This window comes from Acidovorax sp. (assembly GCF_047607405.1).
In the GTDB taxonomy this organism is placed as follows: domain Bacteria; phylum Pseudomonadota; class Gammaproteobacteria; order Burkholderiales; family Burkholderiaceae_C; genus Acidovorax.
This window is the reverse complement of sequence record NZ_JASGDA010000024.1, coordinates 1-25,965: the sequence shown is the minus strand read 5'-3', so window position 1 is coordinate 25,965 and position 25,965 is coordinate 1. Positions and strand designations below refer to the sequence as shown.

The window sequence follows — 25,965 nt, the reverse complement described above, 5'->3', positions numbered from 1 at the left end:
GGCATGGCCCTCAGCCCTTCTTGGCGTTGCGGATGGCGTCGGCCAGCGCGGCGATGCCGGTGGCGATCTGCTCGACGGTCGAAGTGACGAACGACAGCCGCAGCGTGCGCGGGTCGGCTTCGGTTGCGTAGAAGGCCGCGCCGGGCACGAAGGCCACGTTGCGCTCCACCGCCTGGGGCAGCAGGTCGATGGCGCTCACGCCCTCGGGCAGCCGCAGCCACAGGAACATGCCGCCGTCCGGGCGGTTCCACTGCACGGAGAGGCCCTGCATCTCCTTCGCCAGCGCGGCCAGCATGGCCTCGCACTGCTGCTTGTACAGGGCGCGGATGGTGGGCACGTGGCGGTCGAGGAAGCCGCCCTTCATCACCTCGGCCACCATGCGCTGGTTGAAGCCGGGCGTGTGCAAGTCCGCCGCCTGCTTGGCCTGCAGCAGCTTGGGGAAGATGGCCTTGGGCGCCACCACGAAGCCCAGGCGCAGGCCGGGCGCGAGCACCTTGGAGAACGAGCCCATGTAGATGCAGCCCTCGGGGTTGCGCGCCGTCAGCGGCAGGGGCGGCGGGTTGTCGAACCACAGGTCGCCGTAGGGGTTGTCCTCCAGCAGCGGCACGCCCAGCTCGGCGGCGGCCTGTACCAGGGCGGCGCGGCGCGCCTCGCTCATGGTGCGGCCCGTGGGGTTCTGGAAGTTGGGCAGCACGTACAGAAAGCGCGCCTTGCCCGCGCCCGTGCCTGCCTTGGCCTTGAAGTCGTCGATGAGCACGCCTTCGTCGTCGCTGGCCACGGACACCACGGCGGGCTCCATGGGCGTGAAGGCCTGCAGCGCGCCCAGGTAGGTGGGCGTTTCCACCAGCACGCGGCTGTTTTCGTCGATGAGGATCTTGGCGACCAGGTCCAGCGCCTGCTGCGAGCCGGTGGTGATGAGCACCTGCTCGGCATCCACGTCCCATGGCAGAAAGTCGGCAATGGCCTGGCGCAGCGGGCCGTAGCCCTCGCTGGCGGCGTATTGCAGCGCGCCGGGGCCGTCCTGGGCCAGCACGGCGGCGCAGGCCCCCGCGAAGTCCGCCACCGGGAAGGTCTTTGGCGAGGGCAGGCCGCCCGCCAGGCTGATGATGCCGGGCTTCTCGGTCACTTTCAGGATCTCGCGGATCACCGAGGGGTTCATCTTCTCGGCGCGGCGGGCCAGGGTCCAATTCGTCGTCATGTCGTTCATCTCCAGGAAAAAACTTTCGGATTCTCAGGCCACTGGGCCCCGGGCCTCACAGCGACAGCATCCACAGCGCCGTCGCCACCAGCACCAGGGCCAGCGCGCGGTTGAACCACAGCAGCCGCCGCCCCTGCGCCAGCCAGTCGCGCAGCAGCGAGCCCGCGAGCGCATAGACGAAGTTGCTGGCGAAGGCGAACACCGCCATCACCGCGCAGATGATCGCCAGCCGCTGCCCGGGGTTGGCGGCGGGCTGCCCGGCGGCGTTGACCACCCAGCCCGCGCTGAGGGTCAGTGCCAGCATCCACGCCTTGATGTTGAGGAATTGCAGGCCCACGCCCTGCCAGAAGGTCACTTGCAGGCGCGCGCCGTCCACCTGCGTGAGCTGGCCTGCGCGGCTGAGCTTCCAGGCCAGCCACAGCATGTAGGCAACGCCCGCCAGCGTCACGCCCCAGCGCAGCGCGGGCACGCCGGTGATGAGCGCGCCCAGGCCCAGGCCGCTGCCCAGCATCAGCACCGTCCAGCCCGTGGGCACGGCCAGGCAAAAGCGCAGCGCGCGGCGCAGGCCCAGGTTGGCGGCGAGCGCGGTGGACAGGGTGGTGTTGGGCCCCGGCGAGAAGCTCATCGCGGTGCAGAACAGCAGCAGGGCGGTCAGTTCGGGGGTGCTCATGGTGGGCGGGGCTTGTCTTGTGGTCTCTCGGGCTTCAATGTAATCTTTGGCAGCAGTACACAATCAATACAGTGTGACAAGGCAGTTGGCAATCTGTATTGCCCGCCATGCCAGTACACGGAGCGCGCCATGCTGATGAAAACCCCCGCCCAGTCGCTGACCGAGCAATTGTCCGCCCGCTTTGGCGAGCGCATCCGCAACCGGCTGCTCGCGCCCGGCGCGCGCCTGCCGTCGGTGCGGCAGTGCGCGCAGCAGCACGGCGTGAGCCCGTCCACCGTGGTGGCGGCCTACGACCAGTTGCTGGCGCAGGGGCTGGTGGAAGCGCGCAAGAACCGGGGCTTCTTCGTGCGCGAGGCGGCGCCTGCCGCCGCCGAGCGTCCGCAGAGCGGCGAGCCTGCGCAGGGCACGCCGCCGGTCAACGCCACGGCGCTCATCCGGGGCATGTTCCACAAGGTCAGCGACAAGCCGCAGCCGGGCATGGGCGTGTTCCCGTCGGACTGGCTGGAGTCTGCCTTCATGCCCGCCGCCGTGCGCAAGGTGACCGGCACGCGCGCGCTGCAGGATTTTTCGCTGCAATACGGCGAGCCGCTGGGCGACACGGGCCTGCGCCGGGCGCTGTCCCAGAAGCTCGCCACGCTGAACGTGCAGGCCGCGCCGGAGCAGATCATCACCACCGTGGGCGCCACGCACGCGCTCGACATCGTCAGCCGCACGCTGCTGCGCCCGGGCGACCCGGTGATGGTGGAGGAGCCCGGCTGGGCCGTCGAATTTGCCCGCCTGGCCGCTTTAGGCATGCGCATCCTGCCCGTGCCGCGTCGGGCGGATGGCCCCGACCTGGACGTGATGGCCCGCTACTGCGAGGCGCACCAGCCCAAGCTCTACGTCAGCGTGAGCGTGTTCCACAACCCCACGGGCTACTGCCTGTCGCCCGGCAGCGCGCACCGCCTGCTGCAACTGGCCAACCGGCACGAATTCCACATCGTCGAGGACGACACCTACAGCCACATCGCGCCCTTGTACGCCACGCGGCTCACCGCGCTGGACGGGCTCGCGCGCACCATCTACGTGAGCGGCTTCGCCAAGATATTGGCGCCCAACTGGCGCATCGGCTTCCTGGCGGCGCACCCGTCGCTCATCGAGCAGCTGCTGGACACCAAGCTGCTCGCCACGCTGACCACGCCCGCCCTGCTGGAAAAGGCGCTGGCGCTGTGCATGGAGCAGGGCCAGTTGCGCCGCCACGCCGAGCGCATCCGCACCCGGCTGGACGCGGCGCGCGCCCGCAGCGTGAAACTGGCGTTGGGCGCGGGCTGCAGCTTCGCCGCCGAGCCCGTGGGCCTGTTCGGCTGGGTGGAGACGGGCGTGGACACCGACGCGCTGTCGCAGCGCATGCTGGACGAGGGCTACCTGCTGGCGCCCGGCGCGCTGTTCCATGCGGAGCGCAAGCCCAGCACGCTGATGCGCATCAACTTCGCGACGACGCAGGACGCGGCGTTCTGGAAGGTGTTCCAGCGCGTGCGTGCCAGGGTGAAGTAATTACTCCTGATTTGATAGCTGCCAGTGCTTGACTGGTAAGCGCTACAGGCCGATTTGGCTTGTATTTTTGGGGCGCCGGTCAGCGGGGCCGCTCGACTTGCAGGTCGGCCAGCACGCGCAGCAGCGCGCGGTTGACTTCTTCCAGGTCCAGCTCGTAGGTCTCGCACAGCTGGCGGATGGCGCTGGCGTCGTCCGTCTCCAGCGCGGCGGCCATCTGCAGGCCGCTGGCGTAGGGGCCGGTGCGCAGCACGGCGGCGTCGTAGATGCGCTCGGACAGCGGCAGGCGGCGCAGGATGCTGCCCAGGGGCTCGCCCAGCAGCTCGTCGATCTGCGAGAGCAGGCCGCACAGGTAGATCTCGCGGCGCAGGTCGTTCTCCACGCCTGCGTCCAGCAGGTGGGCCATGAGCCGCGCGCGCATCACCATGGCCTCGCGCACGGGCTGCATGTTGGGGTCGGTGCTGGCGTGCGGCAGCTGGTCGGACAGCCAGCGCGTGATGGAGCCGTAGCCCATCATCACCAGCCCACGGCGCAGCGAGTCGATGCCCGTGCGCAGGCCCAGGGCGGCCGAGTTGGTATAGACCATGAAGCGGTAGGCCAGCAGCGGGTCCTCGCCCATGATGTCCTCGAAAGTCTCCAGCGACTGCTCCTCGTCGATGGCCTTCATGAGCTTGAAGATCACCGCGCGCGCGGGCTGCTGGGGCTGGTGGCGCAGGCCGTAGAGCACGTCCTCGGACGGCCAGCCCGCCAGCGCCAGGGCGTTGTTCTGGTCCAGGCAGTGCTCCATGAGCGCGCGGCTGGCGATGCCCTCGTACATCTGCCCGGCCAGCACGGGGCTGGCGGCGCTCGCGCCCGGGCGGGCGGGCTTGAGGGCCGCGACCGCGTCCTCGGGGCGCAGGCTCAACAGGCTGTTGTCGAAGCAGCGCGCCACCTCGGGCTCGGGCAGGTGGTTCACGGGCCCGCGCCAGACGAGCCTGAGGCCGCGCTGGTGGGCGGCACGCACCTGCGCGAAGACGTTCGCTTGGCCCAGCCAGTCGCCATGCACCTCGATCCAGGGCGTGCCGCGCGGGGCCTGGCTCAGCAGGTCGCACAGCATCTGGGGCGATTGCGGCGACAGCAGCAGCGGCGGCGAGCTGGCGGACCAAAGCTCGGCCAGGGTGCGCAGCAGGTGCGGCGCATCCACCGCCAATGCCGGGTCCCGGTGGTGGAGATAGAGCTGAACGCCAGCGAGGCGCCGCTCGCGGTTCCAGAGGGGGCGGTAGCCCATGAGCAGGCTGCCGAGTACGGATTGCACCATGTACGGATCGATGGTTGGCTGTGCGGATGCGCCATTGTCCGGGATCGCGCCCAGAGCTGCGGCTGTCGGAAACCCCCGCTATGCAGCGTCGCCTGGGGGCAAGACTAGCCGATGTAGTTGAACAGCGACAGCTTCTGCACCTGGGCGTACGTCTGCAGCGCCGCCTCGTAGCCCACCTGCTGGTTCTGGAAGTCGGAGACGCCTTGCAGCATGTCCAGGTCTTCGGCGTTGGAGCGGTCGGCCTCCAGCTGCGTGGCGCGGGCCGTGAGGTTGTTCTCGATGCGGTCGGCGCGGTTGAGCAGGTCACCGGCCAGACTGCGCGAGCTTTGCAGGCGGGTGAGGCTGGTGTCGATCTCGGCCAGCGAGCGCGTGATGCCCTGGGTCAGCGTGCCCGACGCGGTGCTGCCGTCGGAGTTGGCGCCGTTGCGGATGGCGGCGATGGCCGCGTCCATCACGCTGAAGATGTCGCTGCGCGTGCTGGGGGCGACGGTGTAGCTGTCGCCATCGGCAGGCTCCCCGGTCACGTCGATCGACATGCCGTCGAAGCTGATGGTGGTGGGCGTGCTGTAGGGCTGGTCGGTGGCGACGGCGGTGGACGTGGTGGTGTTGACCACGCTGTACGTGGTGACGCCTGCGGTCACCGAGAAGGTGATGCTGTAGCTGTCGCCCGTGATGGCCGAGGGGTCGGTCACCTGGCCCACGGTGGACCAGGACGTGCCCGTGTTGGCGGAGTCCTGCTCCACCGCGAACACGCCGTTGCCGGTGGCCACGTTCATCCACGTGGCCACGCCGTCGATGGTGGTGGCAATGCTCACGTCGCCGCTGGCCTGCTGCCCGCTCAGTCCTTCGTAGGTGTAGTTCGGCTGGCCGGTCACGGGCTGGGTCGCGCTGCCCAGGCCGCTGAACAGCGGAAGGCCATCGGTGTCGCTGCGGTTGGCGTAGTTGTAGATCTGGTCGCGCAGGCTTTCGAGCTGCGAGGCCAGCGCGTCGCGTTCGGCCTGGGTGTAGGCGCCGTCGCCTGCATTGACCACCAGGGTACGGAACTCCTGCAGCGCGTCGATCGACTCGCCCAGCGTCGATTCGGCGTAGGTGATGCTGGTGCGCTGCTGGTCCAGGGAGCGCTGGTCAGTGCTGTTGCGCGAGAGGCGCGTGAGCGCCCGCTCGGCCTGCGCGGCGGCCACGGGGTCGTCGCTGGCGCGCACCACGCGCTTGCCGGAGGTCAGGTTCTCCTGCAGGCTCGCCAGCGCAGTCTGGCGCGCCGCCAGGTTGCGCAGCGCGCTGTCGTACATGGTGGCGGTGCTGACGCGGGTCAGGGGCGTGGTGGCCATGGTGCGGGCTCCTCGGCGTGTGTCTGTCGTGCGAACATCAGTTCATCGTCTGGATGAGATTGTCGAAGATCGTCTGCGCCACCTGCAGGACCTTGGCGGATGCCTGATAGGCCTGCTGGTACTGGATCAGCTTGGCGGCTTCCTCGTCCAGGTTCACGCCCGAGATGGCCGTGCGGGCGCTTTCCAGGTTGTTGGCGATGGTGTACGAGACGGTTGCGGCGCTGTCCGCGCTCTGCGTGCGCGTGCCGACCTGGGCGATCGCGCTGGCGTAGCCGTCGGCCAGGGTCGCGCCGTCGAAGAGCGCGAGGTCGCGCAGCGCCAGCAGCGCACTGGCATTGCCGGCGTCCCGCGTGTACCAGTCTCCGTATTGGGAGTCGGTGGCGTTGCCGACCTGCACGGTGTCCCCTGTCGCTGGCGTGCCCTGCAGCGTGATTTCCCAGCCGTCGATCACGATGGGCGTTCCCGACGTGTAGGCGAGCCCCGTCGTGCCAGAGGCCGGAGTGGTTGACCCCGTGACGCTGTAGGTGACGGGCGGGCCTGCATCGAAGGTCAGCGTGACGCCGTCAGGACTCGGCGGCGTCACGAACCCGTCGGTCGTCGCCTGCAGGCTCGACAGTTGCAGCGTGCCGCCGTTGTCGGCGCTCAGCGACGCGTTGATGGGGTTGGCCACGGCAAGGTCGCTGGCCGAGTACACCAGCGCCTGGATGGTCGATGCGGCGGTGGCATAGGGCTGGAACAGCACGCGCTCGCCCGCGTTGCCGGCGGCGGTCATGTTGAATGTCAGGCCGTCGATTTCCTGGCTGGCCAGGTCGCTCAGGTCGGTGAACGCAGTGGACTGCCCGTCGGACAGGCGCACCACGACCCCGGCTGGCGGGGTGGTGAAGCGCACTTCGTAGTCCGATGCCGCGAAGGCCGTCGGGTCGGTGAAGCTGACGGAACCCGCCGCCACGCCGGAGGTGCTGCCCGCCACGCTGGTGGGAAGGGAGAACAGGTCCCCGCCCGCTTCGCCGTCCAGCGTCAGGCCCAGGTTGTGCTGCTCGTTCATGACCATGCCGATGGCCAGCGCCATGCGCCCCAGCAGGTTCATGCCCTCGACGAGATCGTTGTTGTTGAAGCGCAGCATGCCGGAAATCTCGCCCCCGCCCAGCAAGTCCTCGTCCAGCTCCACCGCCCGCCCGCCCGACTGGTTGAAGTACAGCTTGAGCTGGCCGCTGCCCGGGAAGGTCGTGCTTTCGCCGACCGAGATGGACGATGCCGTGGTGCCCAGCACCAGGGGCTGGCTGCCGCCGATGAACACACCCACCGTGCCATCGTCGGCTTCGATCTGCGTGGTCTGTACGAATTGGTTCAGGTCGCGGATGAGCTGGTCGCGCTGGTCCAGCAGATCGTTGGGGCTCTGGCCATTGCCTTGGGCGCGCGCGATCTGCTCGTTCACCGAGGCGATCTGCTGGGCCAGGCTGTTGACCTGGGCGACCTGGTTCTTCAGCTCCTCGGTGACGGAGTAGCGGATTTCCGTCAGGCTGTCGGCGGCCGACCGCAGGCGGGCGGCAGTCTCGTCGATGAGCGTCAGCGCCACCGAGCGTGCGGTGAGGTCGGTGGGCGAGCTGACCACGTCCGAGAACGAGTTCATCATGTCGCTGATGGCCATGCCCAGCCCGTCCTCCCCGCCGGTGAAGACATCCTGCAGCGACTGCAGGCGCACCGAGCGCGCCAGGTCGGCGGCGTACACCGAGGTGGCAGCCGTGGACTGGCGCGTGAGCAGCGCGCTGTAGCTGCGCGTGATGGTGCTCACGTCCACGCCCTGGCCGATGTAGCCGCTGCCGCTGTAGAGCCCCTGTACGTTTTGCAATGCCACCGACTGGCGCGAATAGCCGACCGTATTGACGTTGGCGATGTTGTTGCCCGCAGTCTGCAGCGCCAGCTGGTTGGCCAGCAGGGCCCGGGCTCCGACGTTCAAGAGGCTCATGGCATGTACCCGCTTTCAGTGTGTATCAGGCCTGGTCGCGCTGCTGCGCGCGCGCGACGCTCTGGATGGCGCGGCTGAGCTTGGCGGCGTAGGCGGGGTCGGTGGCGTAGCCGGCCTTTTGCAGCGCCGAGGCATAGGCCGCGCCCGATCCCGTTTTGGCGACGGACTCGGCCTGCTCGTAGCGCGGGCTCTCCTTGATCAGGCGGGCGTAGTCGCGGAACGACTCCTCGTACGAGTCGTAGGCGCGAAAGCGCGCCGTCACCTTGCGCGGCGTGCCGTTCACGTACTCGGTGGTCGTGATCTCGGCCACCTTGCCCGTCCAGCCGGGGCCGGCCTTGATGCCGAACAGGTTGAACGAGTTGCCGCCATCCTTGCTGCGGATCTCGGACTTGCCCCAGCCGGTCTCGTGCCCGGCCTGGCCGAGCATGAAGCTGGCGGGAATGCCGCTTTCCTGCGCCACCCTGTCGGCGGCGCTGCCGTGGTAGTCCACGAAGTCGTCGCGGCCCCTGGGGCCTATGGTCTTGGGGTCCAGCGCGGCGGCGGAGGCATTCGCCTGCGCGCCTGCTCGGCGCACCTGGGGCAGGCTGAGGGTGGACCCTGCGCTGATCTCGGCCTTGGCGCCGCCCATCTGTTGCGAGAGCTGGCGCATGATGGCATCCGTCAGGCCGCCGTTGGTGCCCGACATCTGCACCGACAGCTGCTGGTCCAGCAAGTCCGAGGCCAGGTCGCCCGAGCTGCTGTCCAGCAGGCCGGACTTCATCGTCGCCTCGCGCATGCTCTTGATCAGCTCGCGCATGAAGAGCGACTCGAACTGCTTGGCCGCCTCGCGCACGGCCTTGGGGTCGCTGCCCTGGCTGGCCGCGTACTTCAGCGCGTCGAGCGAGCGCGCGTCCGCCGCCAGCGCGTTGTGCGTGCCGGCGGTGCTGGAGGACGGGAGCGAGAAGGCCATGCGCGTATTCCGTGGCGGTCGGTCAGATGACTTCCAGCTCGGCGTTCAGCGCACCCGCGGCCTTGATGGCCTGCAGGATGGCCAGCAGGTCCTGCGGCGTGGCGCCCAGCGCGTTGAGCGCGCGCACCACGTCGTTGAGCTGGGCCGATTCGGGCAGCTGGATGATGTTGCCGGGGTCCTGGTTGATCTTGATGTCGCTCTTTTGCGAGACCACCGTCTGGCCCTGCGAGAACGGCGCAGGCTGGCTGACGACCGGCGTGCTGCTGATGGTGATGGACAGGTTGCCGTGCGCAATGGCGCAGGTGCCCAGGGTGACGGCCCGGTTGAGCACGATGGAGCCGGTGCGCGCGTTGATGACGACCTTGGCGGCGGGGGCGGTGTCCTGCAGCGGCAGTTCCTCCAGCTCGGCCAGGAAGTTCACGCGCGCTCCCGGGTCGGTGGGCGCACGCACCTGCACCGTGCGGCCGTCGGTGGCCATGGCGGTGTTGGCACCCAGCCGGCCGTTGATGGCCTGCGCCACGCGGCGCGCGGTCTGGAAGTCGGTGGCGTTGAGGCTGAGCTGCACGAACTCGCCGTCGTTCAGCGGCGTGGGCACCGTGCGCTCCACCTGCGCGCCCTGGGGAATGCGGCCCGCGCTCAGGTGGTTGATCTGCACCTTGCTGCCGCCGGCCGAGGCGCCCGCGCCACCGACCACCACGTTGCCCTGCGCCAGGGCGTAAATCTCGCCGTCGGCGCCGCGCAGCGGCGTGGCGATCAGCGTGCCGCCCTTGAGCGACTTGGCATTGCCCATGGAGGAGACGACCACGTCGATCTGCTGGCCCGGCTGGGCAAAGGCGGGCAGCTGCGCCGTCACCACCACGGTGGCGACGTTCTTAAGCTGCAGCTGCGAGGCGTTGCCGCTGGGCAGGCTGATGCCCATCTGCAGCAGGTAGTTGGCCATCGCCTGCGTGGTGAAGGGCATCTGCGTGGTCTGGTCGCCCGTGCCGTCCAGGCCCACCACCAGGCCGTAGCCCGAGAGCTGGTTGCTGCGAACGCCTTGCACGGCGGCCACTTCCTTGATGCGCAGGGCGTGGGCGGGCAGGGCCAGGGCCCAGGCGCAGCAGGCCACGGCCAGCCACGCGAGCCAGCGGCGCGGCAGCGCGCCAGGCGGTGTGCGGCGAAGGAAAGGCAAGGTTGTCATGGCCCCATTGTGGGCAGGACGCGCCGTTTCTAAACCCGGAAAAGCGGCGGAATGGGGGGCTTGTTGTGCAGGTGCTCGGCAGTCAGGAGGCAGCGCTGGATTCAAGCAAAAACAGCCGCCAGCGCTTATCCAGTAAGCGCGAGCAGCTATTATTTCAGGAGTATATGGGCGTCAGAACGGCGTCACGTTGTTGAATATGCGCCCCAGCCAGCCCATGGCCTGGGCCTCGCTCTGCTCGCCGCGGCCGCGCGACTCCAGGCGCACGTTGGCCACCTGGGTCGATGCCACGATGCTGCCCGGCTGCAGCGCGCGCGGATCGACGGTGCCCGAGAAGCGCAGCACGTCCACGTTGCGGTTCACGCCGATCTGCTTCTCGCCCGACACCACCAGGTGGCCGTTGGGCAGCACGTCCACCACCATGGTGGTGATGGCGCCGGTGAAGGTGTTGGCGCTCTCGGTGCCGCCCTTGCCCGAGAAGGTGTTCTTGGAGCTTGCGCCCAGGTCGGCCTTGGCCAGCGTGCTGGCCTTGAGGAACGGGAAGGCGGTGATGCCCGCCTCGGTCTCCGAGCTGCGGTCCACGGTGGAGGTGGACTTCTGGCTCGCCGTGATGTTCTCGACGATCTGTATCGTCACCGTGTCGCCCACCAGGCGCGCGCGGCGGTCTTCCAGCGGAGGGCGGTAGGTGGCCGTGTGGTAGAGGCTGCCGGTGGCCGGGCCGGTGGCGCGCGGCAGCGCGGCGATGGGCGGCGGCGCGGTGGGCAGCACGTCCACGGGCGGCGGTGGCGACAGGCTGGCGCAGCCGGTGGCGAGGACGGCGGCGGCGATCAGGCCGGCGCGCAGCGGGGCATGAAGGGTGGTCGGACTCATGGCGTGCTCCCGTAAGGCGGCCATCACAGCTGTGCCAGCTTGGCCAGCATCTGGTCGCTGGTCTGCACGGCCTTGGAGTTCATCTCGTACGCGCGCTGGGTCTGGATCATGGTCACCAGCTCCTGCACCACGTTGACGTTGGAGGTTTCCAGGTAGCCCTGCTCCATCGTGCCCAGCCCGTTGGTGCCGGGCGTGCCCTGCTGTGGCTGGCCCGAGGCGGCGGTCTCGGCGTACAGGTTGCTGCCCAGCGGCTCCAGGCCGGCGGGGTTGATGAAGTCGGACATGGCCAGGCTGCCCAGCGCCTGCGGCGTCGTGCTGCCCGGCACGGTGGCCGTGACGGCGCCGTCCGCGCCGATGGTGACGCTGGTGGCGTTGGCCGGCACGGTGATGCCGTTGGCCACGGGCAGGCCGCTGGACGTGACCAGGCGGCCCTGCGAGTCCACCTGGAAGGAGCCGTCGCGGGTGTAGCCGATGGTGCCGTCGGGCCGCGTCACCTCGAAGAAGCCAGCGCCCTTGATGGCCACGTCCAGCGTGTTGCCCGTCTGCTGCAGGCTGCCCTGCACGAAGTTGCGGCTGGTGGCCACGGTGCGCACGCCCAGGCCCAGGTGCAGGCCGGTGGGCAGCTGGTTCTGCTCGGTGGTATTGGCGCCCACCTGGCGCAGGTTCTGGTAGATCAGGTCCTCGAACACCGCGTTGGCGCGCTTGTAGCCCGTGGTGGAGACGTTGGCCAGGTTGTGCGAGATGACGTCCAGCTGCGTCTGCTGGGCTTCCATGCCGGTCTTGGAGATCCAGAGCGAGTTGATCATGGTGTGTTTCCTTGCTGTGGGGGCCGCGTTCAGCCCATGCCGAGCAGTTGGCCGGCGGACTTGTCGTTGGACTCTGCCGTCTGCAGCAGGCGCATCTGCTGCTCGAACTGGCGCGAGGCGGAGATCATGCCGACCATGGTCTCGACGGCGTTGACGTTCGAGCCTTCGATGGCGCCAGCCAGCAGGCGCGCGTTGGCGTCCTGCGGCACCGGCTCGCCCGAGGCGGTGCGGAACAGGCCGTCATCGCCGCGCTTGAGCGGGTCTTCGGTCGTCGGCGTGGCCAGCTTCAGCCGACCAACGGCCTGCGCGGGCTGCCCGGCCGTCTGGGCGCTGAGGGTGCCGTCCGAGCCCAGCGTCACCTCGGCGCCGGGCGGCACGGTGATGGGCGCGCCGCCGTCCGAGAGCACCGGCAGGCCGGTGGTGGTCTGCAACTGCCCGTCCTGCGTGACCTCGAAGCTGCCCGAGCGGGTGTAGGCCTCGGTGCCGTCCAGCCCCTGCACCGCGAACCAGGCATTGCCCACGGCCATGGCGTCGAGGCTGCGGCCCGTGCGCTGCACCGGGCCGGGCGTGCTGTCGTGGCCCGAGGTGGCTTCGAGCGCGAACACGCGCGTGGTCGATCCGTCGCCGCGCAGCGGCACCGAGCGGAAGGTGGACAGCTCGGCGCGAAAGCCGTTGGTGGAGGTATTGGCCAGGTTGTGGGCCAGCACGGCCTGCCGCTGCGCAGCGGCATTCGCGCCGGTCATCGTGGTGTAGATGATGCGGTCCATGGCGGGGCTTCAATGCGTGGCGGTGCCTGTGCAGGATCAGCGCAGGTTCACGAGGGTGGACAGCACCTGGTCCTGCGTCTTGATCGTCTGCGCGTTGGCCTGGTAGGCGCGCTGGGCGGTCATCATGTTGACCAGCTCGGCCGTCAGGTCCACGTTGGAGTCCTCCAGCGCGCCTGCGCGCAGGGTTCCGAAAGCGCCTTCCGTGGGGACGCCCAGCACGGGCTGGCCCGAGGCAATGGTTTCGACCCAGTTGTTGCCGCCAAGGTTGACCAAGCCCTGCGAGTTGCGGAACGTCGCCAGGGCCACCTGGCCTTCGGCGCGCGTCACGCCGTTCGAATAGCTGGTGATGATCATGCCGTTGGTATCGACGTTGATGCTGGTCAGCTGGCCCACGGTGTACCCGTCCTGCGACAGGTCCGACACGGCGAAGGACGCGCCGTACTGGGTCACGTCGTCCAGGTTGAGCGTCACCGTGAACGGGGCGAGGTTGTTGGGGTTGTCCGACGAGGGGTTGACGGTGAGGCTCAGGGCAAAGCCGGTGTCGGGCGAGGTCGCTGCGGGGCCGGTGATGTTGCCGTTGTCGTCAAAGGTGATCTGTCCGATCGCCGTGGCGGTGTCGTCCAGCGAGTCATAGACATCCCAGGTGTTGTCCGTGGCGGTTTTCTGGAAGTACAGCGTGACGGACGTGGCAACGCCCTGGCTGTCGTACACGTTGATGGAGGTGCCGTATGTGCTGCGCGGCGTGGCTTCGATCACCGGGTCGGCCGTGGCGTCGCCCGCCGCATCGGTGGCGCGCGCGTCGAGGTTGAAGGCGGCCGTGATCTCCGTGGTCTGCTTGGCGGCAATGGGCTGGCTGGTCGGAAAATTCAACGCCACGGGCTCGCTGGATGTCCGCAGGCCGGTTTCGGGATCGATGGGGTAGCCCATCACCTGGGCGCTGCCGTTCGTGACCAGGTTGCCAGTGCTGTCCAGCTTGAAGTTGCCGGATCGCGTATAGGCGGTGGTTCCGTCAGGCAGCGTGACGGTGAAGAAGCCGTCGCCGTTGATGGCCAGATCGAGGGTGTTGCCCGTGACGGTCAGGTTGCCTTGCGTGAACTGCTGGGCGATGGCCGATACCTCCACGCCGATGCCGGCGCTGGTGCCGCTGGAGGTTCCGAGGGCGTCGGCGATCATCGAGGCGAATTCCGTGCGGGACGCCTTGAAGCCCGTGGTGCTGGAGTTGGCGATGTTGTTGCCGATGACGTCCAGATTTTTACTGGCGGCATTGAGGCCGGAAAGACCTTGCTGGAAGCCCATGGCGTTCTCCTGGTGGGGTGATGGACGATGAAGCGTGCTGGCGTCAGAGCACCGCGCGAATCTGGCTGTAGCTGACCGTGCTGCCGTTGTCCAGCTCCAGGGTGATGCTGCCGTCGGTGGAGCCTGCGGTCAGCACGGTCGATTGCGTGAGCGGCGTGGCGGTCACCGTGCTGGTGCCGTTGGTGGCGGTGACCTGAAAGAGCAGCGTGCTGGTGTCGCCCGCGTAGCTGCTGGCGTCCCACGCGAAGCTGTGGCGACCGGCAGCCTGCGTGCCCAGGTCCAGCGTGTCCACCACGGTGCCGCCTGCGGTGACCACCTGCACGGTCACGTTGCTGGCGGTGCTGGCAAGCTCGAAGCTGCCGCTGCCCACGCCGTCCGCGACGCTCAGCTGGTTGCCCTCCGTCAGCACCGTGCGGCCCACCATGCTGGCGCCCTGCATCACTTGCAGCATGCTGAACTGGTCGGCCAGGCTGGTCATGGTCTGGTTGAGCTGCTGGATGCCCGTGACGGTGCTGATCTGCGCCATCTGCGTGGTCATCTCGGCGTTGTCCAGCGGGTTCATCGGGTCCTGGTTGTTGAGCTGCGCGACGAGCAGCGTCAGGAACCGGTCCTGCATGTCGGCAGGGTCGGTGGACGTGGTTGTCGAGCTGGAGGTGCTGGTGGCACCGGCGTCCAGCGCGCTGGTATCGATGGGGGTGATGAGCATGGCGATGACCTTCCGGGTTACTGGCCCATTTGCAGGGTCTTGAGCAGCAGCGACTTGGCCGTGTTCATGACCTCGACGTTGTTCTGGTACGAGCGCGAGGCCGAGATCATGTTGACCATCTCCTCGACGGGGTTGACGTTGGAGTGCGTCACGTAGCCCTGCGCGTCGGCCAGCGGGTGGTTGGGGTCATGCACGCGCTTGCCGGGAGACTGGTCCTCGGTGACGGCGGACACGCGCACACCCTGCGAGCTGTCCGCCCCCATGGGCGCGGTCTGGAAGACCACCTGCCGCGCCTTGTACGCCTGGCCGTCGGGCCCTGCCACGGCATCGACGTTGGCCAGGTTGCTGGCCACGACGTTCAGGCGCTGCGATTGGGCGCTGACGGCGCTGCCGGACACGTTGAAGATGGAAAACATCGACATGAGGCGCTCCTTTACTGGCCCTGGATGGCGCTGAGCATGGTGCGCACGTTGCCGTTGATGAAGCGCAGCGTGGCCTCGTAGCGCACGGCGTTGTCCACGAAGCTCGCGCGTTCGCGGTCCATGTCCACGCTGTTGTTGTCCAGGCTGGGCTGCGTCTGCACGGCGTAGCCCAGCGTGCCCGAGCCTTCGCCGGTGCGGGCGGCGGGCAGGGGAATGTGGCGCGCGTCGGTGGCGCCCCCGGCCAGCTTGGGTGCAGTGCTTGCGCTCCCGCTCTCACCCGTGGCCTCGCGCAGCGCGTTGCTGAAATTGAAGTCCCGCGCCACGTAGCCGGGTGTGTCGGCATTGGCGATGTTGCTCGCGATCGCGCGCTGGCGCTCGGCCCGCAGCAGCAGTGCGGTGCCGTGAAAGTCCAGCTTTTCGGTCAGTTTGTTGAGCATCGTCGCCTCGCGCCGTTGGTTGCAGGCCATGCAGGGCAAGGTGTTGCATGGCGTGCATCGATTGTGGAGATCGACCGGCGCAACTAAAGCCCGAAGAACGCGGGCTTTGCTGTGCAGTTCCGTGCTTTGCGCGCGCCGTGGCGGCCTATAGTCAGACACGTCATCCAGCCTGCCCCTATTGCCCGCCGATCCCGGAGGTCCGCCATGCCATCCCTCATCCCGACCCTGCTGCCCTTGCGCGCTTTGCACGCCTTGCTGGGCTGCTTTGTGCTTGCATGGGCGGGCAGCGCGGCGGCCCAGGTGTCGCCGCAGATGGCCGCCGACCTGAGCGCGATCACGCAGCGCTGGCTGGACGATGCCCTGGCGCAGAACGCCCAGGCACTGCCGCTGCGCATGGAGGTGAGCGTGGGCACCCTCGACCCGCGCCTGACGCTGGCGCCCTGCGCGCGCGTGCAGCCCTACCTGCCCGCCGGTTCCAAGCTCTGGGGCCGCACGCGGCTGGGCCTCAAGTGCGTGGAGGGAGCCGTGGCATGGAACGTGTTCCTGCCCGTCACCGTCCGGGCCTTCGGCCCGGCCTGGGTGCTCAACGGCAACGTCGCATCCGGGGCCGTGCTCACGCAGGCCGACGCCTCGCAGGCCGAAGTGGACTGGGCGGCCGACGCCGCGCCGGTCGTTGCCAATGAATCCTGGGTCGGGCAGATCGCCGCGCGCCCACTGGTGGCCGGGCAGGCGTTGCGCCAGCCCATGCTCAAGACGCCGGACCTGTTCCGCGCCGGAGCCCAGGTGCGGGTCGTGGCGCAAGGCCCGGGCTTCGCCGTCACATCCGCAGGGCAGGCGCTGTCAGCGGGTGGGGCGGGGCAGATTGTGCGCGTGCGCATGGATAATGGGCGCATTGTGTCTGGAATTGTTAACGAAAATGGGGCAATAGACGTAGCGCTGTAGCCACTGCAACCCCATAAATCGCTAAAGTCCCCTCCAAAGGGGCCGAAAACATTGCTACTGTGCCCCAGTCCCTGGGGTCTTGGAGAAAGCGATGAAGATAGGTCAAACACCGGAACTGCCGAGTCTCGGCGCGTCGTCCGGGCCCGCCAAGCAGGCCAAGGCCCCCGCGTCCGCAAGCGAGCAGGCCCAGAGCGCCGCAGCCGCCGCGTCGGTCGCCGGTGTGCCTGTCACCGTGTCCACGACCGTGCGTTCCCTGACCGGCTCGGCCCGGCTGCAGGGTGATTTCGACGCCGACAAGGTCAAGTCGGTGCGTGAATCCATCGACAACGGCACCTTCGAGGTGGATGCCGAGGCGATTGCCGACAAGCTGCTGTCCAATGCCCAGGAACAGCTGAGCCGCCAGCGGGGATAGCGCAGGGCGCCTGATAACTCCCACCCATGCCGATCGACCACGCGCTGAACACCCTCGACCAGGAACTCGACCGGGTCGTCGCCGTGCTCGCGTCGGGCGATGCTCCGTTGCTGGAACAAGCCAGCGCCCAGCTGCGTGATGCCGTGATGCAATGCTCGGTCGCGCTGCAGTCGCACGCCAGGCCCCTGTCGGTCGCCGTGCGTCGTCGCTTCGATGCGCAGCGTGCCCGCCTGGTGGTTCTGCGCGACCAGATGGCCCGTGTCTCCGCCGTGGCCGAAGCGCAGTTGGCCGCCATCGTGCCCGCCGCCGCTGCAACCACCTATGGTCCGGGAGCGCGCCCGTCGGGCGGGGCTGCGGCGCGCATCTACCGCGCGGCCGGTTGATCATCCGTGCGGCTTATGCTCCTTATTTAGGAGCTGCTTGTGCTTGTGGGATAAGCGCTAGAGCCTGATTTGGCTTGAAATCAATGCTGCCGCATCTTGGCGCGCAGCCGCGCGATGGACTGGCTGTGCAGCTGGCACACGCGCGATTCGGTCACGCCGAGCACGGCGGCGATCTCCTTGAGGTTCATGTCGTGCTCGTAGTACATGCCCATGACGTGCTGCTCGCGCTCGGGCAGGCTCTTGATGGCGGTGACCAGCGCGGCGCGCAGGCGGTGGTCGCGCAGCAGTTCGATGGGGTCGGCGCCGCTGTCGGCCACGTGGCGGTCCAGAAAGCCGTCCTCGTCCTCGTTGCCGTGCGTCATGTCTTCCAGATAGACGAGCTGGGTGCCGCGCACCTTGCCCAGCAGGCTCTGGTATTCGTCCAGGGGCAGGCCCATTTCGGCGGCGATCTCGGATTCGAGCGGGCTGCGGCCCAGGCGCTGCTCCACGCGGTGCAGGGCCTGCTCGATGTCCTTCTGGCTCTTGCGCGAGCTGCGGCTCATCCAGTCGCCCTCGCGCAGTTCGTCGAGCATGGCGCCGCGGATGCGCTGGGTGGCGAAGGTCTCGAACTGCACGCCCTGCGCAGCCTCGTAGCGCGAGAGGGCGTCCGCCAGGCCCATCATGCCGACCTGTATGAGGTCGTCCAGTTCCACGTTCGGCGGCAGCTTGGCGATCATGTGGTGCGCGATCTTGCGGACCAGCGGCACGTGCTGGCGGATCAGCGCGTCACGGTCGAGCTGGCCTTTGGCGGTGTACATCAGATCAGTGGCTCCGGGCGAAATACGCAGGCGTTCCTGTCAGTGAGGGTGTGGGGGACGGGGGCGTCAGCGGCTCGCTGATGGTGCCCGCATTCTCCAGCAGTTGCAAGGCCAGGCGCTGCAGCTCCTGGGGGTTGTGCGTGGCGATGGTGGTGGTGCGCACGGGGCCGCAGCCGTGCCGCTCTGCGCAGTCCTGCAGGCTTTGCAGCGCGCCGCGCACCTTGTGGCGCTCGGCGGCGCCGTCGCCGTGCAGCAGGCCCGCCACCATGCAGGGCAGGCCGGTGTCCAGAGCGATCTGCTTGAGGCTCTTGTAACTATTGAGCACGCCCGCCGCGTCGCTGCCCATGACCACCATCGGGATGGTGGCGGTGTGCGTGAGCAGCGGCCCCAGCATGGATGCGGGGGCGTGCAGCACCATCAGGCCGTAGCGCCGGAAGTGCGGCAGCAGGCCCTGCAGCGGCGGCACGGCGCGGGCCTGTGCGCGCTCGGCGGCAAGCCGCAGCCCCCGCGCGGCCGGGATCACGGCCAGCGACGAGGCCGCAGCGCCCGCGTCCAGGGGCGCGCCCTCGTTCCACGGCGCCTGCCGCAGCAGGTGCGCGAGGCCGGGGCTGGCATCCGTCTCTTGCGCCGTGCCGTCGAGTACCACCACGGGGTAGCCCAGGCGCTGCAGGATGGCGCAGACCTGCCACAGCGCTTCGAGGCCGCTGCCCGCGCTGTCCTGGCTGGCGACGGCGACCACGCGCAGCTCTGCCTGCGGCATGAAGCTGTGCAGGCCCGCGCCCTGGTGGAAGCCCAGTTCAAGCATCGACCAGCCCCCGCTCGCCCAGGGTGCTGTCGGGCGCGTGCGAGAAGAAGAAGTTCAGGTCGCTCGCCTTGGGGTCGAAAGCCGACCTGGTGGGCGAGCGCATGGACGCGCCGATGAGCTGGTGCGCGTCGGCGCGCTCCCAGTCCTCGGGCACGCGCTGACCGTTGGTCACGCCGCGCAGCACCATCTGGTGGCGCACCAGCGCGTCGATGGCGGGGCCGAGCTTCACGGCCTCGTCCACCTTGGAGAGCACGGCCTGCTGTGAGCCATCGGTCTTGAACGCGGTGAGCACGTCGTCCAGCGTGTCGCCGTGGCAGCCCGCGTTGAGCACCAGCAGGCGGTGTACGTCGGGCAGGTCCAGCACGTCCAGCATGTCGCGCTTGCGCGGGTCGCGGGGGGCGACGCCGGTGGTGTCGATCAGCACCATCTTCTTGCCCGACAGCAGGCCCAGCAGGTCCTGCAGCGCGGCGCGGTCGTGCGCCAGGTGGGCCACGATGCCCAGCATGCGGCCGTAGGTGCGCAACTGTTCGTGCGCGCCCACGCGGTAAGTGTCCAGCGTGATCAGGCCCACGCTGGACGGGCCGTGGATGCGCGCGCACAGCGCGGCCAGCTTGGCGGTGGTGGTGGTCTTGCCCACGCCGGTGGAGCCCACCATGGCGAAGATGCCGCCCTGCTCGTACAGCGCCGGTTCGGCCTGGTCGGTCTTGAGGTTGCGCTCCAGCACGTCCATGAGCCAGCGCACGGATTCACCGGCGGACAGGTCCTCGGGCATGCGTTCGAGCACCGCGCGCGCGAGCGACGGCGAGTACCCCGCGCGGATCATCTTGAGCATCAGGTTGGACTGGATCGGGTTCTGCCGTGCCTGACCCAGCCAGGCCAGGGTGTTGAAGCGGTCCTCGATCAGCTCCTTCATTGCATGCAGCTCGTTCATCAGGCTTTGCTGCGGGGCGGCGGGTGCGGCATCGGGGCGGCGGCGGGGCGGCTCGGGCGTGTCCAGCGCAATGCTGCGCACCGGGTTGTGGCGCGCCACGGCGGGGGCGGGCATGCGCGGTTCGGCGCGCTCCGGCGGTGCCGGGTCGCGGCTGCGCTCGGCGAAAGCGGGCTGCTCGGCGCCGGTGCTGCCGTGCAGGGCTTCGTGGCGGCGGCGCAGCATGCGCTCGCGCACATAGTCCTGGAACGACAGCGTGCTCATGGCGAGCTGTTCGGTGTCTTCTGCCACCGAGTTGCCGCGGCTGGGCAGCGCGGTGGCTTGACTGGCGCGCGGCTCGGCGGTGCGGGCCGGTTGCGAGGGCGCGGGCAGGGGCGAGTTGCCGTGGGCGGTTCCATCCAGCGTGGAGAGCGTGTCCTCGGCCGTTGCCACCACTTCGACGCCATGGGCCGTGGGGCGGTTGGACAGGATCAGCGTGCCGTCACCGAAGGCCATGCGTGCCTTGGCCAGGGCTTCCCGCGACGTGGGGGCGTGAAAGCGTTTGATGTTCATGATGCTGCACCTTTAAGGATCGGCCCAATGCGGATGGTGTGGGTCTCGGGGATTTCGCTGTGCGCCAGCACCTGCAGGCGCGGCGCCACGCGGCGCACCAGGCGGGAGATGGCGTTGCGGATGGCGTCGGGCACCAGCAGGCAGGCGGGCATGCCCATTTCTTCCTGCTTCATGGCGACTTCGGCCGCCTTCTGCGTGAGGATGTCGGCCACGCCCGGGTCGAGCGCGGGGCCTGCCGTGTTGCCCAGGGCCTGCACCAAGAGGCGCTCCAGGCCGGGCTCGATGGCGATGACGTTCAGCTCGCGCGTGGGGCCGTAGATCTGCTGCACGATGGCGGGCGACAGCGCAATGCGCACGCGCCGCGCCAGTTCCACCGGGTCCGAAGTGCTGCCCGCGTGCTCGGCCAGCGTCTCGATGATGGTGCGGATGTCGCGGATGTGTACCGACTCCTCCAGCAGCAGCTGCAGGACTCTCTGGAACGTTGCGATCGACACCATTTTCGGGACCACTTCCTCGATGAGCTTGGGCGCCAGCTTGGCGACGTGCTCCACCAGTTGCTGCGTTTCCGTGCGGCTGAGCAGCTTGGCGGCCTGCACTTGCATCAAGTGTGACAAATGGGTCGCCATCACGGTTTCCGAATCAACCACGGTAAAGCCTGCCATTTGCGCCGCTTCCTTCTGGCGGTCGTCGATCCAGTGCGCGGGCAGGCCGAAGGCCGGGTCGGTGGTGGGCGTGCCGATCAGCGGCGTGGTGATGCCGCCGGGGTTGATGGCCAGGAACATGCCCGGGAACGCCTCGCCATCGCCCACCACCACGCCGCGCAGCGTGATGCGGTAGGCGCTGGGCTTGAGTTCGAGGTTGTCGCGCACGTGGACGGCGGGCGGCAAGAAGCCCACCTCCTGCGCGAACTTGCGGCGCACGCCCTTGATGCGCGTGAGCAGGTCGCCCTGGCGGCTCTTGTCCACCAGGCTGATGAGGCGGTAGCCCAGCTCCAGGCCCAGCAGGTCCACGGGCTGCAGGTCGTCCCAGGTGGCCTCGCCGTCGCCCACGGGCGCGGGCGGCGCGGCGACCGGGGGCGGCACCTTCTGGCGCTCGTTCAGCAGCCAGGCGCCGTAGCCCAGCAGGCCCCCCATGCTCAGGAACACCAGGTGCGGCATGCCGGGGATCAGGCCCAGCAGGATCAGGATGCCCGCCGTGACGCCCAGCACGCGCGGCGACATGAAGAGCTGCTGCACGATCTGGCGGCCCATGTCGGACTCCTTGCCCACGCGCGAGATCACCATGGCCGCAGCCACCGAGATCAGCAGGCCCGGGATCTGCGCCACCAGCGCGTCGCCCACGGCCAGCAGGATGTAGCTGTCGGCCGCCTGGCTGGCCGTCAGGCCGTGCGAGATCATGCCGATGGAGAAGCCGCCGATGATGTTGATGAGCAGGATCAGGATGCCCGCGACGGCGTCGCCGCGCACGAACTTGCTCGCGCCGTCCATGGAGCCGAAGAAGTTGGCCTCCTCCTGCACCTCGGCGCGGCGGCGCTTGGCCTCGTCCTCGTTGATGAGGCCCGCGTTCAGGTCGGCGTCCACCGCCATTTGCTTGCCCGGCATGGCGTCCAGCGTGAAGCGGGCCGACACCTCGGCGATGCGCTCGGCGCCCTTGGTCACCACCACGAAGTTGATGACCACGAGGATGGCGAACACGATCAGGCCCACGGCGAAGTTGCCGCCGATCAGGAAGTGGCCGAACGCCTCGATCACCGCGCCCGCCGCGCCCGGGCCGGTGTGGCCTTCGAGCAGCACCACGCGGGTGGAGGCCACGTTCAGCGACAGCCGCATCAGCGTGGTCAGCAGCAGCACCGAGGGGAAGGCCGCGAAGTCCAGCGGGCGCACCATGTAGGCCGCCACCATCATCACCATCAGCGCCACGGCGATGTTGAGCGTGAAGAACGCATCGAGCATCAGCGCCGGAATGGGCAGCACCATCAGCGCCAGGATGGCCACGACGAGCAGCGGCGCCGACAGGGCTTGCAGGGCCCCGGCATTGCTGCCCGCCCACTGCTGCAGGGATTTGACGGAAGCGTTGTTCTTCATGCGGCACCACCATGCACGGCGGGCGTGCGGTTCAGCGGATCGAGTTCAGGGGGCACGTAGGGCTCCACCAGGCTGTCGGGCATGCGCCCCTCGCCGCGCAGCGCGGCCTTGAGGCGATACACGTAGGCCAGCACCTGCGCCACGGCGGCGTAGAGCTGGGCCGGAATGGCCTGGTCCAGCTCGGCATGGGCGTACAGCGCGCGGGCCAGCATGGGCGACTGCAGCACGGGCACGCCGTGCTCGCGCGCCACGTCGCGGATGCGCATGGCCAGCAGGTCGGTGCCGCGCGAGACGACCTGGGGCGCGCCCATGGTCTTCTCGTCGTAGCGCAGCGCCACGGCGTAGTGGGTGGGGTTCATGACCACGAAGTCGGCCTTGGGTACGGCGGCGATGCTGGCGCGGTTGGCGATCTCGCGCTGCTTCTGGCGGATGCGGCCCTTGGTGTGCGGGTTGCCGTCCGACTCCTTGTGCTCCTGCTTCACTTCCTCGTGCGACATCTTCAGGCGCGCCTTGAAGAAGTACGCCTGCACCGGCACGTCGATCAGCGCGGCCAGGAACACCACGAGCAGCAGCAGGCCCATGCCCGAGGTCAGCCAGTCCGCCACGTGGCGTATGGCCAGCGGCGAAGGCTGCAGCGCCAGCATGGTCACGCTGCCCATGCTGTTGCCCAGGTAGCGCCACGCCACCCAGGCCAGGACGCCGGTCATCAGCGTCATCTTGGCCACGTTGGCCATCTGCTGCTTGGAAAACAGGTTGGCCGCGCCCGACAGCGGGTTGAGCCGGTTGAACTGCGGCGTGATGGGCTTGGCGCTGAAAATCCAGCCGCCCGCGCCGATGGCGCTGACCACCGAGGCCACGCCCGTGAGCAGGGCGAACACCAGGCAGGCGATGAGGCCGATGCCCAGCATGGCCTGCATGCGTTCGAGCATCTGGCCCGGCGCCATCACGGCGGCAGCGTCGAATGCGAACTGCTGCGCCATGGCGCGTTGCAGGTGGTCCATGAGCGGGGGCATGAGCAGCAGCAGCCCCACCGCGCCCGCGCCCAGCACAGCTAGGTGCGACAGGTCGCGCGAGCGCACACCCTGGCCGTCGCCGCGCGCTTTCTGCAGCTTGCGTTCTGACGCGGGAAGGCTTCTTTCTTGGCTGGATTCCATGGTGGCATGACGGCGGTTGCCATGCCATTGTCGTGAGCGGGCCGGAAATCTAAAGCGCGATAAGGGGGCTGCCGCCCCTTCTTTTCAGGGGGACTGGAATATCAAAAATAATAGCTAACAGTGCATACTGGATAAGCGCTGGAGGCCAATTTGGCTTGAAACTCACATGCCGCGACAAGCCGGGCGATACTTGCAGGTGATATGCGTGCTTATCACCTGCCGTTCCCTTTCCGTGTCGCCTTGACCTTGGCGTTGGCCTGGGCGGCGGCCGCCGCCTGCGTGGCGCTGCGCACGCCGCTGCCCTGGATGATCGGGCCGCTGCTGGCCACTTCGCTGCTGTCCATGGCCGCAGTGCCTACCGAGAGCTGGGGGCCGCTGCGCAACGCCGGGCAGTGGACGATCGGCGCGGCGCTGGGTCTGTACTTCACGCCGCAGGTGATGGAGCTGGTGGGCGGGCTGTGGTGGGCCATCGTGCTGGGCATTGCCTGGGCGCTGCTGCTGGGCTGGCTGTTCGGCGCGTGGCTGTACCGGGTGCATGCGCCGCGCATGCACGGCGTGCCCGCGCCGATGCTGCGGGCCACGAGCTACTTTTCGGGCGCCATCGGCGCGGCGTCGGAGATGACGCTGCTGGCCGAGCGCGAGAACGCCCGCACCGACCTCGTGGCGGCCAGCCACAGCCTGCGGCTGCTGATCGTGACGGTGACGATTCCGTTCGCCCTGCAGTGGAGCGGCCTGCACGGGCTGGACATATTGCCGCCCACGGCGCGCGTGGTGGACGGGCCGGGCCTGGCGCTGCTGGCCGCGCTGACCGGGGCGGGCGCGCTGCTGATGGACCGGCTGGGGCGCGCCAACCCGTGGTTCATGGGGGCCATGCTGGTGTCCATGGGGCTGACCATGGCGGGCGTGTCGCTGTCCGCCGTGCCGCAGGGGCTGGTGAACGCGGCGCAACTGGTGATCGGGGTGAGCCTGGGCGTGCGCTTTCGGGCCGATTTTCTGCACACGGCGCCGCGCTGGCTGGCCTCGGTGGCCGTGGGCACGTTGGGGCTGATGGGGGTGTGCGCGCTGTTCGCGGGGTTGCTGGCCTGGGCGACGGGGCTGCCGTGGGTGACGCTGCTTTTGGGCACTTCACCGGGCGGCATCACCGAGATGGCGATCACCGCCAAGGTGCTGCAGCTTGGCGTGCCGGTGGTGACGGCCTTCCAGGTGTGCCGCCTGATCGCGGTGCTGATGCTGGTCGATCCGCTCTACCGGCGGATCTATCCCGTAGGTCAGTGAACGACGACGGGGTTCTGCGCCAGCCCGGCGTAGCGGTCCAGCGCGTCTTCGACTTCTTCCTGCGTGGGCGTGTCGCGCTGCCAGGCCAGGATCTGCTCCTGGAACATCTCGGCCCAGGAGCCGTCCAGGTACACCTCTTTGCCCGAGCGCTTGTCCACGATCTCGAAGCCGTGGCGCGCAAGCTGGGGAACGGCGGGCGCGGTGTCGTGCAGCGCCTGGCTGCTTTGCTGCTGCGGCACGGCGTCGGGCAGCATGTGGACCACCACGAAGGATTCGGAGTCGTAGAGCATGTGCATGGTGTTCCCCTTGTCGATATGGACGGTAGATGACAGCGGGTGCGCCGAAGTTCAAGGCCCCAGTATTCCATGAAAAGCCAAGGCAACGCTGAACAAGTCCCCGCGTGTCGCGCATCCCTGCTTTGGAACGGTCTGCTGCGTTGCAAATCCTCGCCATAGCTACGGCTATGGCTGCGGTTTGCGCCTTGCATCCCATCCCAAACCAGGGCGCGCGCCATCGCAGCGACTTATTCAGCGTCGCCCTGAGGCTCAGGGCGAACCGTGGCTGCGCAGCAGCAGATCGGCGAAGTCTCCGTTGGCCTGCGTGATGCGGATGCGCACGGGCAGGTAGCCCAGGCTGGGCGCCAGCCACAGTTCGGCCTTCTGGTCGTAGTCCTTGCGCGGCAGGCGCTGCAGCTTGAGCGCGGGGGTGGGGCCGCCGGGCAGCTCCAGCGTCTCGGGGCCTTCGACGGTGAAGGTCCAGCGGTCGGCGGCGCGGGCGCTCACGGTGGTCAGCGTGACGTGGGTGCCGGGGATGAAGCGGCCCGGGTCGGCCGCCAGCAGGGCGCCGAGCTGGATGAACACGCTCAGGCGGTCCTGCGCGCCGGGGCCGATGGCGGCGTCGGGCGTGTTGGCGCTGAAGGTGACGCGGCCCTGGGCATGGTCGAAGTGCGCCGCCTGCTCGCTGCGCGACTTGTCGGCAAAGCGCTGCGGCTGCAGGCCCTGGGCGGTGATGGCGCCGCTGCTGCGCTGCGCGCGCGTGCCGACGAGGAAGGCGCTGATCTCCTGCCGCGCCTCGTAGCGGCTGCCGTCGTGCTGCCAGACCAGCTCGGCGCGGGCGTTGTAGCTGAACTTCCTGGCCTGGCCGCTCACGTCGAACGCAAGCCGCGCGGGCGGCGGGACGCGCACGGGCGGCGGCGCGGTGCCGGGCGGCTGGCT

26 protein-coding genes are annotated in these 25,965 nt (G+C 68.8%); 5 read left to right on the top strand and 21 right to left on the bottom strand.

Features of this window, described 5'->3' with window-relative positions; genetic code table 11:
* Positions 1-10 precede the first annotated feature (10 nt).
* Together QM569_RS03275 and QM569_RS03270 are read right to left on the bottom strand one after the other, a co-directional pair.
* Positions 11-1,198 carry a PLP-dependent aminotransferase family protein gene (locus tag QM569_RS03275; protein ID WP_414985795.1) on the bottom strand — a complete coding sequence of 396 codons (1,188 nt, stop codon included), beginning with the start codon at positions 1,196-1,198 and terminating at the stop codon, positions 11-13.
* Positions 1,199-1,253: 55 nt separating this feature from the next.
* Positions 1,254-1,868 carry a LysE family translocator gene (locus QM569_RS03270; protein WP_414985794.1) on the bottom strand — a complete coding sequence of 205 codons (615 nt, stop codon included), beginning with the start codon at positions 1,866-1,868 and terminating at the stop codon, positions 1,254-1,256.
* A 129-nt stretch (positions 1,869-1,997) separates the two neighbouring features.
* Between QM569_RS03270 and QM569_RS03265 the strand changes: the two genes are divergently transcribed.
* Positions 1,998-3,401 (top strand): PLP-dependent aminotransferase family protein, encoded by a 1,404-nt coding sequence (locus tag QM569_RS03265; RefSeq protein WP_414985793.1) that lies wholly within the window; start codon positions 1,998-2,000, stop codon positions 3,399-3,401.
* Positions 3,402-3,480: 79 nt separating this feature from the next.
* On the opposite strand, the gene QM569_RS03260 is transcribed toward QM569_RS03265, so the two are convergent.
* The 12 genes from QM569_RS03260 to flgB form a co-directional block, all read right to left on the bottom strand.
* Entirely contained in the window at positions 3,481-4,695 is a 1,215-nt protein-coding gene (locus QM569_RS03260) for an HDOD domain-containing protein (RefSeq protein ID WP_414985792.1), read from the bottom strand.
* Between the two features lie 104 nt (positions 4,696-4,799).
* Positions 4,800-6,023, bottom strand: a complete 1,224-nt coding sequence (gene flgL, locus QM569_RS03255) for a flagellar hook-associated protein FlgL (protein WP_414985791.1) — start codon at positions 6,021-6,023, stop codon at positions 4,800-4,802.
* Positions 6,024-6,060: 37 nt separating this feature from the next.
* Positions 6,061-7,989, bottom strand: a complete 1,929-nt coding sequence (gene flgK, locus QM569_RS03250) for a flagellar hook-associated protein FlgK (protein WP_414985790.1) — start codon at positions 7,987-7,989, stop codon at positions 6,061-6,063.
* Positions 7,990-8,014: 25 nt separating this feature from the next.
* Entirely contained in the window at positions 8,015-8,938 is a 924-nt protein-coding gene (gene flgJ / locus QM569_RS03245) for a flagellar assembly peptidoglycan hydrolase FlgJ (RefSeq protein ID WP_414985789.1), read from the bottom strand.
* A 22-nt stretch (positions 8,939-8,960) separates the two neighbouring features.
* Positions 8,961-10,118 (bottom strand): flagellar basal body P-ring protein FlgI, encoded by a 1,158-nt coding sequence (locus QM569_RS03240; RefSeq protein ID WP_414985788.1) that lies wholly within the window; start codon positions 10,116-10,118, stop codon positions 8,961-8,963.
* A 171-nt stretch (positions 10,119-10,289) separates the two neighbouring features.
* Positions 10,290-10,985 carry a flagellar basal body L-ring protein FlgH gene (locus QM569_RS03235; protein WP_414985787.1) on the bottom strand — a complete coding sequence of 232 codons (696 nt, stop codon included), beginning with the start codon at positions 10,983-10,985 and terminating at the stop codon, positions 10,290-10,292.
* A gap of 23 nt (positions 10,986-11,008) precedes the next feature.
* Positions 11,009-11,791: a flagellar basal-body rod protein FlgG gene (gene flgG, locus QM569_RS03230; RefSeq protein ID WP_414985786.1), complete on the bottom strand. Its 783-nt coding sequence runs from the start codon at positions 11,789-11,791 to the stop codon at positions 11,009-11,011.
* Positions 11,792-11,820: 29 nt separating this feature from the next.
* Entirely contained in the window at positions 11,821-12,558 is a 738-nt protein-coding gene (gene flgF / locus QM569_RS03225) for a flagellar basal-body rod protein FlgF (protein WP_414985785.1), read from the bottom strand.
* A 36-nt stretch (positions 12,559-12,594) separates the two neighbouring features.
* Positions 12,595-13,854, bottom strand: a complete 1,260-nt coding sequence (gene flgE / locus QM569_RS03220; protein ID WP_414985784.1) for a flagellar hook protein FlgE — start codon at positions 13,852-13,854, stop codon at positions 12,595-12,597.
* A gap of 43 nt (positions 13,855-13,897) precedes the next feature.
* Entirely contained in the window at positions 13,898-14,560 is a 663-nt protein-coding gene (locus QM569_RS03215) for a flagellar hook assembly protein FlgD (protein ID WP_414985783.1), read from the bottom strand.
* Between the two features lie 17 nt (positions 14,561-14,577).
* A complete protein-coding gene (flgC, locus tag QM569_RS03210) occupies positions 14,578-14,982 on the bottom strand; it encodes a flagellar basal body rod protein FlgC (protein WP_414985782.1) in 405 nt (134 codons plus the stop codon).
* A gap of 11 nt (positions 14,983-14,993) precedes the next feature.
* Positions 14,994-15,419, bottom strand: a complete 426-nt coding sequence (flgB, locus tag QM569_RS03205; protein ID WP_414985806.1) for a flagellar basal body rod protein FlgB — start codon at positions 15,417-15,419, stop codon at positions 14,994-14,996.
* A 204-nt stretch (positions 15,420-15,623) separates the two neighbouring features.
* Here flgB and flgA point away from each other — a divergent pair, with 204 nt between their 5' ends.
* From flgA to QM569_RS03190, 3 genes are all read left to right on the top strand, one after another.
* Positions 15,624-16,361 carry a flagellar basal body P-ring formation chaperone FlgA gene (flgA, locus tag QM569_RS03200; protein ID WP_414985781.1) on the top strand — a complete coding sequence of 246 codons (738 nt, stop codon included), beginning with the start codon at positions 15,624-15,626 and terminating at the stop codon, positions 16,359-16,361.
* Positions 16,362-16,452: 91 nt separating this feature from the next.
* Positions 16,453-16,773, top strand: coding sequence for a flagellar biosynthesis anti-sigma factor FlgM (flgM, locus tag QM569_RS03195; protein WP_414985780.1), 321 nt, complete (start codon positions 16,453-16,455; stop codon positions 16,771-16,773).
* A gap of 26 nt (positions 16,774-16,799) precedes the next feature.
* On the top strand, positions 16,800-17,156 hold the full coding sequence (locus tag QM569_RS03190; RefSeq protein WP_414985779.1) for a hypothetical protein: 357 nt from the start codon (positions 16,800-16,802) through the stop codon (positions 17,154-17,156).
* Positions 17,157-17,236: 80 nt separating this feature from the next.
* On the opposite strand, the gene QM569_RS03185 is transcribed toward QM569_RS03190, so the two are convergent.
* Genes QM569_RS03185 through QM569_RS03165 form a run of 5 tightly spaced genes read right to left on the bottom strand, consistent with a single transcriptional unit; the run spans position 17,237 to position 23,476 of the window.
* Complete coding sequence (locus tag QM569_RS03185; RefSeq protein WP_414985778.1) at positions 17,237-17,953, bottom strand: RNA polymerase sigma factor FliA; 717 nt, start codon at positions 17,951-17,953, stop codon at positions 17,237-17,239.
* 4 nt (positions 17,954-17,957) lie between these two features.
* Positions 17,958-18,758, bottom strand: coding sequence for a hypothetical protein (locus QM569_RS03180; protein WP_414985777.1), 801 nt, complete (start codon positions 18,756-18,758; stop codon positions 17,958-17,960).
* Positions 18,751-20,238, bottom strand: a complete 1,488-nt coding sequence (flhF, locus tag QM569_RS03175; RefSeq protein ID WP_414985776.1) for a flagellar biosynthesis protein FlhF — start codon at positions 20,236-20,238, stop codon at positions 18,751-18,753. The genes QM569_RS03180 and flhF overlap by 8 nt, the downstream gene beginning before the upstream one ends.
* Positions 20,235-22,322, bottom strand: a complete 2,088-nt coding sequence (gene flhA, locus QM569_RS03170; RefSeq protein ID WP_414985775.1) for a flagellar biosynthesis protein FlhA — start codon at positions 22,320-22,322, stop codon at positions 20,235-20,237. Before flhA ends, flhF begins: the two co-directional genes overlap by 4 nt.
* Entirely contained in the window at positions 22,319-23,476 is a 1,158-nt protein-coding gene (locus QM569_RS03165) for a flagellar biosynthesis protein FlhB (RefSeq protein WP_414985774.1), read from the bottom strand. Before QM569_RS03165 ends, flhA begins: the two co-directional genes overlap by 4 nt.
* Before the next feature lie 201 nt (positions 23,477-23,677).
* Here QM569_RS03165 and QM569_RS03160 point away from each other — a divergent pair, with 201 nt between their 5' ends.
* Positions 23,678-24,751 carry an AbrB family transcriptional regulator gene (locus QM569_RS03160; protein WP_414985773.1) on the top strand — a complete coding sequence of 358 codons (1,074 nt, stop codon included), beginning with the start codon at positions 23,678-23,680 and terminating at the stop codon, positions 24,749-24,751.
* Here the strand turns inward: QM569_RS03160 and QM569_RS03155 are convergent.
* On the bottom strand, positions 24,745-25,047 hold the full coding sequence (locus QM569_RS03155) for a DUF3567 domain-containing protein (protein ID WP_414985772.1): 303 nt from the start codon (positions 25,045-25,047) through the stop codon (positions 24,745-24,747). The genes QM569_RS03160 and QM569_RS03155 overlap by 7 nt on opposite strands.
* 249 nt (positions 25,048-25,296) lie before the next feature.
* The coding region (locus QM569_RS03150) for a DUF3108 domain-containing protein (protein ID WP_414985771.1) at positions 25,297-25,965 on the bottom strand (669 nt) is incomplete at its 5' end.